General features: G+C 28.3%; 11 protein-coding genes and 1 tRNA gene. 8 read left to right on the top strand and 4 right to left on the bottom strand.

Features of this window, described 5'->3' with window-relative positions; all coding sequences use genetic code 11:
• Positions 1-445: 445 nt before the first annotated feature.
• The 6 genes from L3B96_RS26845 (at position 446) to L3B96_RS26870 (ending at position 4283) form a co-directional block, all read left to right on the top strand.
• Positions 446-973, top strand: coding sequence for a flavodoxin domain-containing protein (locus L3B96_RS26845; protein WP_238901340.1), 528 nt, complete (start codon positions 446-448; stop codon positions 971-973).
• A 67-nt stretch (positions 974-1040) separates the two neighbouring features.
• A complete protein-coding gene (locus L3B96_RS26850; protein ID WP_238901341.1) occupies positions 1041-1604 on the top strand; it encodes a nitroreductase in 564 nt (187 codons plus the stop codon).
• A gap of 220 nt (positions 1605-1824) precedes the next feature.
• A complete protein-coding gene (locus L3B96_RS27530; RefSeq protein WP_343073125.1) occupies positions 1825-2031 on the top strand; it encodes an ASCH domain-containing protein in 207 nt (68 codons plus the stop codon).
• Positions 2032-2315: 284 nt separating this feature from the next.
• Positions 2316-2735, top strand: coding sequence for a GNAT family N-acetyltransferase (locus tag L3B96_RS26860; protein WP_238949038.1), 420 nt, complete (start codon positions 2316-2318; stop codon positions 2733-2735).
• A gap of 169 nt (positions 2736-2904) precedes the next feature.
• The gene (locus L3B96_RS26865) at positions 2905-3501 is read left to right on the top strand and encodes a LysE family transporter (protein ID WP_238949039.1); all 597 of its coding nucleotides are present in this window, start codon (positions 2905-2907) and stop codon (positions 3499-3501) included.
• A gap of 5 nt (positions 3502-3506) precedes the next feature.
• Positions 3507-4283 (top strand): AraC family transcriptional regulator, encoded by a 777-nt coding sequence (locus tag L3B96_RS26870; RefSeq protein ID WP_238949040.1) that lies wholly within the window; start codon positions 3507-3509, stop codon positions 4281-4283.
• Positions 4284-4817: 534 nt separating this feature from the next.
• Here L3B96_RS26870 and L3B96_RS26875 read toward each other — a convergent pair.
• Entirely contained in the window at positions 4818-5384 is a 567-nt protein-coding gene (locus L3B96_RS26875; protein ID WP_077856425.1) for a DUF6143 family protein, read from the bottom strand.
• A gap of 147 nt (positions 5385-5531) precedes the next feature.
• Positions 5532-6434 (bottom strand): AraC family transcriptional regulator, encoded by a 903-nt coding sequence (locus L3B96_RS26880; protein WP_238901343.1) that lies wholly within the window; start codon positions 6432-6434, stop codon positions 5532-5534.
• 284 nt (positions 6435-6718) lie between these two features.
• Here L3B96_RS26880 and L3B96_RS26885 point away from each other — a divergent pair, with 284 nt between their 5' ends.
• Positions 6719-7612, top strand: coding sequence for an EamA family transporter (locus tag L3B96_RS26885; RefSeq protein WP_236897166.1), 894 nt, complete (start codon positions 6719-6721; stop codon positions 7610-7612).
• A 130-nt stretch (positions 7613-7742) separates the two neighbouring features.
• On the opposite strand, the gene L3B96_RS26890 is transcribed toward L3B96_RS26885, so the two are convergent.
• Both L3B96_RS26890 and L3B96_RS26895 read right to left on the bottom strand, forming a co-directional pair.
• Entirely contained in the window at positions 7743-8057 is a 315-nt protein-coding gene (locus L3B96_RS26890) for a hypothetical protein (RefSeq protein WP_171780571.1), read from the bottom strand.
• 246 nt (positions 8058-8303) lie between these two features.
• Positions 8304-8852, bottom strand: coding sequence for a hypothetical protein (locus tag L3B96_RS26895; RefSeq protein ID WP_238949041.1), 549 nt, complete (start codon positions 8850-8852; stop codon positions 8304-8306).
• 987 nt (positions 8853-9839) lie between these two features.
• On the opposite strand from L3B96_RS26895, the gene L3B96_RS26900 reads away from it, so the two are divergent.
• A tRNA-Gly gene (locus L3B96_RS26900) sits at positions 9840-9910 on the top strand.

Raw genomic sequence — 9910 nt, forward strand, 5'->3', positions numbered from 1 at the left:
TTATAAATAAAAATAAGTGCAAATGTATAACCATTTATTTATGGTTTACACTTACACTTATACAGTACCAAAATAGAGATAGCGAAAAATCAGGTGAATGATAATAAATAAAAGCTATCTCTTTTTTATTTTAATATGAAGTTATGTTTTAATTATTGACACAGTTTATGGAAAATATACAACAAAATAAATAAACAATATATGTTATAATTGATTTAATATGGAATATGATTATGCAGCAAATTCATGAGTAAATCATAGTATTTCAAAAAGGGTTATAATGGGAGAAGGATTTTGTAATGTATAATCGTGCTTTGTGTTCTATTCATACTTGTAATAAAAGAGAACTTGATGAAAAAATAGAAGAAATTAATGAAGTCTACAAAGAAAAAGATAATCTTTATATAACTGTAATTTAATATAATTGCTTAGATAGAGGTGGATAATGAAAACAGTAGTAATCTATAAATCTAAAACAGGCTTTACAAAAAAATATGCGAAGTGGATTGCAGAAGAGCTATCAGCAGATATTTTTAATGCATCAAATGTTGATATTAATATTTTGAATAAGTATGATACTATAATTTATGGTGGAAGTTTGTATGCAGTAGGCATTATTGGGATAGGATTAATCAAAAAGAACATTAACAAAATTAAAGATAAGAGGTTAGTAGTGTTTACAACAGGAGCATCACCTTTAAGAGATAATGTTATAAACGAAGTAATAAATAAAAACTTTACAGTAGATGAGCAAAAATATATCAAATTCTTTTATCTAAGAGGTGGATTTAATTATAATAAGCTAAGTTCTTTTGATAAATTTCTTATGACATTATTAAAATGGAAAATAAAAAATAAGAAAAAGGAAGATTTATCAGCAGATGAAAAAGGAATGCTTGCTATTTATGATAAACCAGTAGATTTTACAGATAAGAAGAATATAGGGAAAATAATAGCTTATGTTAATTCGTGAGAGTAAATAAATATAAGTAACTGTAGATTTATGATTCAAGTAAAAGTATTAAATTTAGGAGATTAGTATGGATGTAATAAGAGCAATAGAAGAGCGTAGAAGTATACGAAAGTTTAAAGATAAGGTAGTACCAAAAGAAATAATAGAAAAGATCTTAGAATTAGCAACTAAAGCACCGTCAGGAAAGAATCGTCAACCATGGAAGTTTATTGTTGCCCAGGATAACACAAAAGATGAGATGGTAAGAATTATGGAGAATTCACTACACCAGAATAAAAAAGAGGATAAATCTACTGGTAGCCTGGAGTCAAGTATGAATTCAATTAATGAAGCATCGGCAGTAATCTTAGTATTTAATACTTTTTCTAATATTGAAGAAGATTATAATCATCATAGATCACTTACTGATACTCAATCAATTGGGGCCGCAATACAAACAGTTCTTTTAGCAGCACAGGATTTTAAACTAGGAACTCTTTGGATTTGCGACATATTTTATTGTGACAGAGAAATATGCTCATGGTTAAATTGCAAAGATGAACTTGTAGCAGCAGTAGCAATTGGATATCCAGATCAATCACCATATCCAAGGCCACGAAAGCCATTAGAAGAGGTTGTAAGATGGATATAAATTTTGTGGGGCTAAGTAATAAGTGATTCTACGGTAAGACTTATGATGCTTGGTGTTTTGGTGGAGATGCTTCGATTGCAAATAAACTCGCAAAACTAGTTGCAAATGGTATTAAAACAGTAACTGCATCAGCGTATCAGCTATATGAAATTGAAAACAGTCCTCTGCCAGCAGTGGTGGTTTAAATATTATATTAGACACTGATAATAATGCTGTTTGCATAACTAAAACGACCAAAGTTTATACTTGTTCATTTAATGAAGTGTCAGAAAATCATGCACTTAAGAAGGGAGAAGGAGATTTGTCCTTGCCATATTGGAGAAAGGCACATAAAGATTTTTTCTCAAAAGAATTAAAAGAGTATGATCTTGATTTTGATGAAAATATGGTTGTTGTTTGTGAAGAATTTGAATTAGTATGTAAATAGATAGTTGGTATAAAGTCGATAAAAATGGATTTTATTTTGAATAATAGACCAATGAAAGTATCTAAAATAATTGATAAGTCATTATATAAATATAGATAAAATCTATCGTTGACTTACAACAAATTTTTATATATACTATATGTAAAAAAATAAATGAGAGCTTATACTTTCATCACCGGATGATTGTATTATAAGGCATACAAAAGCCAGCCGTAGGTACGGTGTGTTTTCACACTATAAGGTTAGCTTTTGGATGCCTTTTGTTTTGAAGGGGAGGTCATAAAATGATAATTAAAGAGTATAACTACTTGCCAGAAGAGGCTAAAAAAATAAGAGTAGAAGTGTTTGTAAAAGAGCAGGGCTTTGTTGAAGAGTTTGATGAAATTGATGGAATTGCTAAGCACATGGTTATGTATGAAGGAGAACAGCCAATTTCAACCTGTAGAATCTATTTTGATAGTAAGAAACAGTCATTTATCATAGGAAGAGTAGCTGTTTTAAAGGAATGGCGAGGGAAAAATATTGGGGCAAAAATACTTAATGCTGCAGAAGATTGTATTACTCGAGAAGGTGGAAAAAGCGTAATGTTGTCAGGACAGGCACGAGTTGCAGAATTTTATGAAAAACAAGGGTATGAAAAGCAGGGAGAAGCTTATTTAGAGGAAGATTGCCTACATATATTGATGAAAAAGAATTTAGATTAATATAGGTAAATGAAATAATTACAGTAAATGGTGAAATAAACAAAAAGTAAGACGATTATATGATTCATACTAGAAGGTTATTGGGGAATGTCATCCCGCAATAATATACTATATGCTATTTAGGCTTAGATGTATAATTCATGAGAATACTTTGAAAGGAGCTTGATTCATGAATATTACATCTTTTCTTATTTACTGTATTATTGTTACAGTTACGCCTGGACCTACGAATATTGTAATATTGTCTACGGTAAATAATTGGGGGACAAAGAAAGCAATGGAGTATACATATGGAGCAACTATTGCGTTTAGTTTATTACTTATTATTTCAGCTATTTTAAATACTGCACTTATGGCGGTTTTGCCAAAAATTCTATGCATCATGCAGATAATCGGAAGTCTTTATATTCTCTATCTTGCTTATCAAATATGCAAGATGGATACATCAAAATCAACTGCAAAAGAAACGGCAACTTTTTTATCAGGGTTTCTTATGCAGTTTGTGAATCCAAAGGTCGTATTATTTACAATGACAGTAATTCCGAGTTTTGTTATGCCATATTATACTAAACTATCTACTTTAATGGTATTTGTTGCATATATAACAATTATTGGATTTGGTGCATTTATTACATGGGTACTTTTTGGTACAATCTTTAAGACATTTTTGCAGAAACATCAAAAAATTGTTAATATAATTATGGCATTATTTTTAGTTTATTCTGCAATAATAGTATCTGGTGTAGGCGAGCTGATTAAGGGGTGATTTGTATGGATAAATTTGTATATAAAAAATCAGAAGGTATTATCGCGTTATCAGCAAGTTTTGCTGACTTTAAATATAAGAAACACTCCCATAAGGAATATGCAATAGGTGTAACGTTGCGAGGCATTCAGCAGTATAACTTAGATGGCAGCTTGCAATTATCCTATCAAAATGGTGTTATGCTTTTTAATCCTGAACAGCCACATGACGGAATGGCACATGATGAGACAGGTCTTGATTATATTATGTTATATATTGAGCCAAAATTATTTTTAGAGAGTATTGAAAAAAAGGATATAGTTCGTTTTTCTTCTCCTATTATTTATAATTATAGACTTGAACGACAAATATTAAATCTTTCTAATGCAATATTAAGAGGAAAAGATGAAGCATTGTGTAGTGAATTTTTTTTATCTCTTGCAGATAGTTTTACACAAACTGATCTTTGTATAAGTTACAAGAAAGAAAATGCTTTAATCAAAAAATCAAAGAATATGATTTATTATAACTTAGAGAATGTATTAAGGCTTGATGATATTTGTAGAGAGCTTAATATGTCAAAATTTCAGTTTATTAGATTATTTAAAGCTAATACTGGAATTTCACCATACCAATATTTTCTTAACTGCAAAGTAGAAATGGCAAAAAAGTTAATAGAGAAAAATAGAGATGTTTATTCAGCAGTAGCAGAGTGTGGTTTTGTTGATTTAACACATTTAAATAAGCATTTTAAAAGCATATATGGAATAACAGCATTTGAATATTTATCATACTTAAATTAAGGTGATTTTTCTATGACTTTTGTTAAATATAAAAATGCCCCAATAAAGGGGCATATATGTATGTGATAATTAATATTTATGGGGGATTTATATCATGCTCTAATATATCTTAAATAATACATAATATAAATATCACATATTTAGAATTAAATAGATCAAAAATGGAGTTTTGATTTGATTATGAAGACATTCTAGTTTGTGGATATTTCATAAAATTATTCATGTAAAAAATAATAAAAGCCCCTAAAATAAGGGGCCAAAAAGTGAATGGATTAAAACAAAAAAGTAACTATGAATTAAGGGTAACCAAGAGAACAAAAAAATAACACTCAAGAGGTTTCCTTTAATTATATGAAGGGGAAGTTTAAATAATTCTAAATATTAATAAATAATTCTTTGCATAAAAAAGACCCCAATAATGGAGTCAAAATGGATTTCGTAAATAATAACATAATGAGAAGCAATCATAGTATATGCGAGTTAAAAATAATTATTCATATGGGGGGGAACATTAGGCGAGATATTTAATAGAATCTACTTTTTACATATTGGTTTTTCCCACCATCCAAATGCGACTACTACCTTATCAATTGTTAAATTTGATGATTTTATAATTAGAGTATAGTTTCCACCTGGAGCTTCTATAAACTTTCCATCTTCCTCACCTACTAATGTTGTATTAGGAGGTACTATTCTTTCATATACATTAACTCCATCTTTAGGAACAATTCTAGTAGACTCAATAAATCTAATATCTACCTTGTTTTTTGGTATTGGCTTTAACGCAGTGTTGGTTGGAGAGGTCTTACGGGATACACAAGCTTTTTCAGGAAAACTAGTATTTAACCATATTTGGGCAGTTAAATAGTCATTAGATAAATTTGAAATAGTAAATACATTTGCATATAAATTAACATCTGAATTACGTGGATTTACTAAACCAGCCCAGGCATTTGAACCATTACCAACAAATAAAGTTTCTGTCTGCCCTACAAAGTATCTTCCTCTCATTGATTTATATAAAGAAATAGGAATGCTAACTACTTCTTGTAATTTACCACTTTTATTATCTAGTATATAATTACTATTATTTTCTAACATAAATTACATCTCCTACGGATTAATTTTTATAAATAGTACCATAGAGTTTCTTTATATATATAATATTCCGTAAATGCATAAAATGCTTATGTTATTAATAAAAGTAAGCCATAGCGCTGTAGGTATAGTATATATTTTATAATTACTTTACTTGCGGCAATATTTAGTTCTATATTCAGACGGAGAACAATTCCTGTACTTTTTAAATACTTTTCCAAAGTAACTTATGCCATTAAAACCTACATCGAGAGAAATATTAGAAATGGAATCCTTATTTTTTAGAAGTAGCTCTGCTGCTTTTGAAACTCTATATTCCATTAAGTATTCAAAAGGAGTTACTTTCAAAATTCTTTTAAAACTTCGACAGCACTCACTTTTGCTGATATTTGCAGCTCTTGCGATACTGTCTAGATCAATATTATCTGCATAATTCTTTTGAATATATTGCATTGCCATTTTCACACGTTCATCATCATTTGATGCTGAAGGTACAGTTCTTTTAATATCTTCATTTATTTCTTTAATTAAGTTTAACCAAACAATACTTAAATAATTTTTCATTTCTAATTCATATCCATATGATTTTTTATGAGATAATATAAAAACTTGTTCCAGATGCGCTAAGATTCTTTTTTGCCAAGGAACGTCAGGTTTTAAAGAGAGAAATTTCAAATTATTACTCTCAATAATTGGAGATAAGTACTTTTTTTCAATAAGTGATTCTTCACTTCCTCCAATTAAAGTTGAATCAAAATCAATGGAAAACATCATGCAATCGATATTTTCATATGGTTTAATTTGATGAAGTACATTTGAATTTATCATAATTCCTTCACCTGGAGATAATATTATATCTTCATCTTCAATAAAAACTACTACTTTATCATATAGTGAATATGAAAATTGTACTTCCTTATGCCAATGCCATCTTATATATCCATCTTCAAACAGATTAAATTTGTCAGTATAAATTGCTAGTGGAAAATCATGAGAACCATGTTTTACTGTTTCTTGCAAATTATCATTTACTTCTATTCTTGTTGCTTGCATATTTATCATCTCGCTAATATAGTTTTAATTTTTGACAATATATTAATTGTTTAATGCCATAAATAATAATAAAATTATTACATATTTGTTATATTAAATCAATATAATTGCAATTAGCTAAAATATATATTGCAAATGATTATATGTGTTCCAATTCATAATGCACATTTAACAATACACAATTACGGCTAAAATTCTTGCAATATTTTTAGAATTATGGTGAAGAATTATTTTTGCAGTATATATAAGTTAATTAAGAATAAATACAAAAAGGAGGAAGTATAGTGAACTTTCAGCCAAGGATAAAAGGAATAATCCTGGTAATCATAGGAGCCATGTTATGGGGGATATCAGGTACTGCTGCTCAATACTTATTTCAGAAAAAGGGATTTAGTCCAGAGTGGCTTGTTGTAATACGTTTATTATCATCGGGAATAATTTTATTATTATATACTTTTATGAAAGGTGAGCAAAATATATGGAAAGTATGGAAAAGTAAGAATGATGCTTTGAGTCTTATATTTTTTAGTATATTAGGCATGCTAGGTGTACAATATACATATTTTGCAGCAATTAAATATGGGAATGCAGCAACAGCAACAATACTTCAATATTCATCACCAGTAATAATTACTTGTTATTTAGCCATTCGTAATAAAAAAATTCCAAAGCTTAAAGAAATTATTGCTATTGGACTAGCAATGCTAGGGACATTTTTTATAATTACAAAGGGGAATATTCATAGTATATCTATTTCAAGGTTGGCATTGTTTTGGGGAATTGCATCAGCATTTGCAGCAGCCTTTTATACTTTACAACCTCGCTTACTTCTTAGAAAATGGGGATCCATATTAGTAGTTGGGTGGGGGATGTTAATAGGAGGAATATCCTTTAGCTTTATTGAGCAGCCATGGAATTGCACTGGAATTTGGTCTACTAATTCAATATTAGCTATTATATTTGTAGTATTATTTGGAACGTTAATTGCTTTTACTTGCTTTTTAGAAAGTTTAAATTATATAAAGCCGACAGAGTCAAGTATATTATCATCAGCTGAACCTTTATCGGCTGCTATATTATCTGTATTATGGTTACATGAAGAGCTTGGAATAGCACAATGGATTGGAACGGCATGTATTATAACTACAATTATAATTTTGTCTCGTATAAAGCAATAAAAAGTTGTTTCAATATAGAATGAAAATTAGTTCAATATATCAGCATATTAATACAAAATGCTTAAGTAGATTAATAGATAGCTGGATGACAATGAGTCGGCAGGTATTGATAAAATCATAAGTATACTCATTAAGAGAATTCTAAATTACCCGTAGTAACTATTATAATTATATCCCCATAATTTAGCGGTTTCATGATATATTTGCGAGAATTAGGTTCAAAACGAATTAGCTCCTGTATTAATTGAGTGCTATCAACTATAAGAAGTATGGCTCTACCAGAAGAATTATTTTCAACATTATAATCAATGCCTGCTGATAAGCCTGAGTCTTTTAAGGTATACAGCCCTTGAGTTAAAGTTTTACTAGCAGCAAAAGCATTTACTGTATTTATGCTAAGTAATAAGAATAAAAAAATAGAAAATGTAACAATAAATTTTTTCATTATACTCGCCACCTTTCATAATTTATAGTATTTGAAAGCGGTGAAATTATATTCAAAATATATTATAGCAAGTTAAGAAAAATAAATTATTACAAAATTCTAATAACTGATTTAGAAAATTATAGCTTGTCATACAAATGACATATTCATCCTGTATTATAAATTTATAAGATAGTTAATCATTATTTACCCCTTATTAAATAAATGATAACAAGTATTTAGAATGATCTATTACACCCTAGTAGATTATTCTAAATACTTGTTATCATTTACTATGTAATTATAGTAGTGAGCTATAGCCATGTCCACTATAGTACTTACATAAGTATTTAAGTCAGGATGCCTGCTCTTTAATTCATTAACTTTTCTAACAGTAGAAGATCTAAGCATATAAGTTCGTTTAATATCTAGGAATTCACCATCAATAGGTGGAGCCATGCCATTTGCTAATGAAACTTTTCTATTATCTGCAAGAATATTAGAATTAGATGCTTTAACATTTTGGGTAGATGCTGCTTCATCATCAAATGAGATGATTAGAGCAGGATTATTAGATTCAATAGATGATCTATTATTACTGTTATAACTACAATTATTATTATTATTATTATTATTATTATTATTATTACTGTTATTGGACATAGCAGTATTTATTTCATCTTCATCATCATCAAATGAAAAAGATGAAATGCACTTTCCAGAGATGACTGGTTCAGGTGTAAAACCAATTATTTCTTCATTCTCATCTGGAGCAAAATCATTTTTTGGTAGTTCATTTTGTTTTCTTTTACTCATAAGTGTTCTCCTCGTATAATAAATTTTTGTACATTCTTTCTATAAATGATAACAGAAAAGAAATGTATGATTCTAAATATAAAAGATCAAATGAAAAAATTCTGTTAATCAAATGAAAAATTTGAGCTCTAACTTTTTGCAGGATAACTTTTTTGAATTCTCATTTATCTCACTTAAGATATATGCAGAAAAAGAGAATATTCTAATATTCTTCACAATATTTATTCTAGAGAATAAATATTCTCTAGAATATTACCATAGAAGAATATATATTCTTCAGAATATGCTTGAAAAATGCGGCTTAAGGAGAGGTTAGTATTTAAATTAACAACTTTTAGTGGAGTATAATAGGGATATAATATATGATTGAATTTTTTAGAAGGGAATAAAAAATAATTAAGGCAACGATAAATTAATATGAAATAATTATTTATGAAAATAAATGTGGGTGGGAGTAAATGAAAAAAATATTAGTTGAGTCATTTAGAACTTGGTTAGATAGTGGTACTGTAATTAGGTACAGTTTATAAGCTCAATCTTCTGTGACTATAAAAATATATATAGCATATTTGTTAACATTTTTATTTTATGGTTTGATTTTTGATTTAATAAGACATGGAATAAAAAAGAAGAGGCTAATAAATAATTGAGAGTGAATTCTAATTTAATATCAAAATTTAGTTAAATAGCATAATTAATTTTTTAATATTAGATTATTTATTGAGCAGTTTGCTTACTAAAATTTCAAATATAAACTTATTATTGAAAAGCATTATATTCAAAGAGATAGAAATTTAAATATATTTATAAATTTATATTAATTTAGCGAGGAAAAAAGTCAAAGCGTGTGATACTGCTAAGTGAGAGGTTTATAAATACGGTGAATTTGCGGAAAAAATACAATATTCAGCACTTTATTTGAAAAAAATTAAATTTTTATGTTGACAACCTATAATATGTAACATATAATGAACAAGCAGATTAGTTGCGGGTATCGTATATCGGTAATACTCCAGCCTTCCAAGCTGGAAAGGTGGGTTCGATTCCCACTACCCGCT

The organism is Clostridium sp. YIM B02569 (assembly GCF_022320765.1).
Taxonomy (GTDB): domain Bacteria; phylum Bacillota; class Clostridia; order Clostridiales; family Clostridiaceae; genus Clostridium; species Clostridium beijerinckii.

Bases quoted from the DNA above. Each gene is read 5' to 3' on its own strand.
- L3B96_RS26845 (WP_238901340.1), top strand. From the start codon at position 446: ATGAAAACAGTAGTAATCTATAAATCTAAAACAGGCTTTACAAAAAAA.
- L3B96_RS26850 (WP_238901341.1), top strand. From the start codon at position 1,041: ATGGATGTAATAAGAGCAATAGAAGAGCGTAGAAGTATACGAAAGTTT.
- L3B96_RS26860 (WP_238949038.1), top strand. From the start codon at position 2,316: ATGATAATTAAAGAGTATAACTACTTGCCAGAAGAGGCTAAAAAAATA.
- L3B96_RS26865 (WP_238949039.1), top strand. From the start codon at position 2,905: ATGAATATTACATCTTTTCTTATTTACTGTATTATTGTTACAGTTACG.
- L3B96_RS26870 (WP_238949040.1), top strand. From the start codon at position 3,507: ATGGATAAATTTGTATATAAAAAATCAGAAGGTATTATCGCGTTATCA.
- L3B96_RS26875 (WP_077856425.1), bottom strand. From the start codon at position 5,384: ATGTTAGAAAATAATAGTAATTATATACTAGATAATAAAAGTGGTAAA.
- L3B96_RS26880 (WP_238901343.1), bottom strand. From the start codon at position 6,434: ATGCAAGCAACAAGAATAGAAGTAAATGATAATTTGCAAGAAACAGTA.
- L3B96_RS26890 (WP_171780571.1), bottom strand. From the start codon at position 8,057: ATGAAAAAATTTATTGTTACATTTTCTATTTTTTTATTCTTATTACTT.
- L3B96_RS26895 (WP_238949041.1), bottom strand. From the start codon at position 8,852: ATGAGTAAAAGAAAACAAAATGAACTACCAAAAAATGATTTTGCTCCA.